Below are 340 nucleotides of genomic sequence, written 5' to 3'. Positions count from 1 at the left end.
TATACTCGTCGTTGCGGAGGTTGTGGTCGTTGCGGCGGGTTCGGTCGTTGCGGAGGGTTTGGCCGTTGCGGATTCCGTTGCTTTGGATGCTTTGGATGCATTGGATTTGGATTTGGATGTGGCGGTTGCGGCGGTTGTGGCGGTTGCGGCGGTTGTGGCGGCGGATTCTGCGTGGACGGAGTATGCTTTATTTAATTCCTATTTTTTAATTGAAACTTCAAATTCAAAATGTATATTGCATTCCATTTGAACATTTAAAACCTTTTTATAGTAAACATGGATTTAAAGAAGTAGTAGATTTAGCTGTGGTCCCTAAACAGATTATAGATAAATATAATTG

The 340-nt window shown here is 42.9% G+C and carries 1 protein-coding gene; it reads left to right on the top strand.

The window, feature by feature from the left end; translation table 11 throughout:
* Positions 1 to 195 (top strand): hypothetical protein (locus tag CN326_RS23985; RefSeq protein WP_176524768.1); only part of this gene is annotated, 195 nt, incomplete at its 5' end.
* Positions 196 to 340 lie beyond the last annotated feature (145 nt).

It is taken from the genome of Bacillus sp. AFS018417, assembly GCF_002560985.1.
In the GTDB taxonomy this organism is placed as follows: Bacteria; Bacillota; Bacilli; order Bacillales; family Bacillaceae_G; genus Bacillus_A; species Bacillus_A rhizoplanae.
This window is presented reverse-complemented; position numbering and strand designations above follow the sequence as displayed.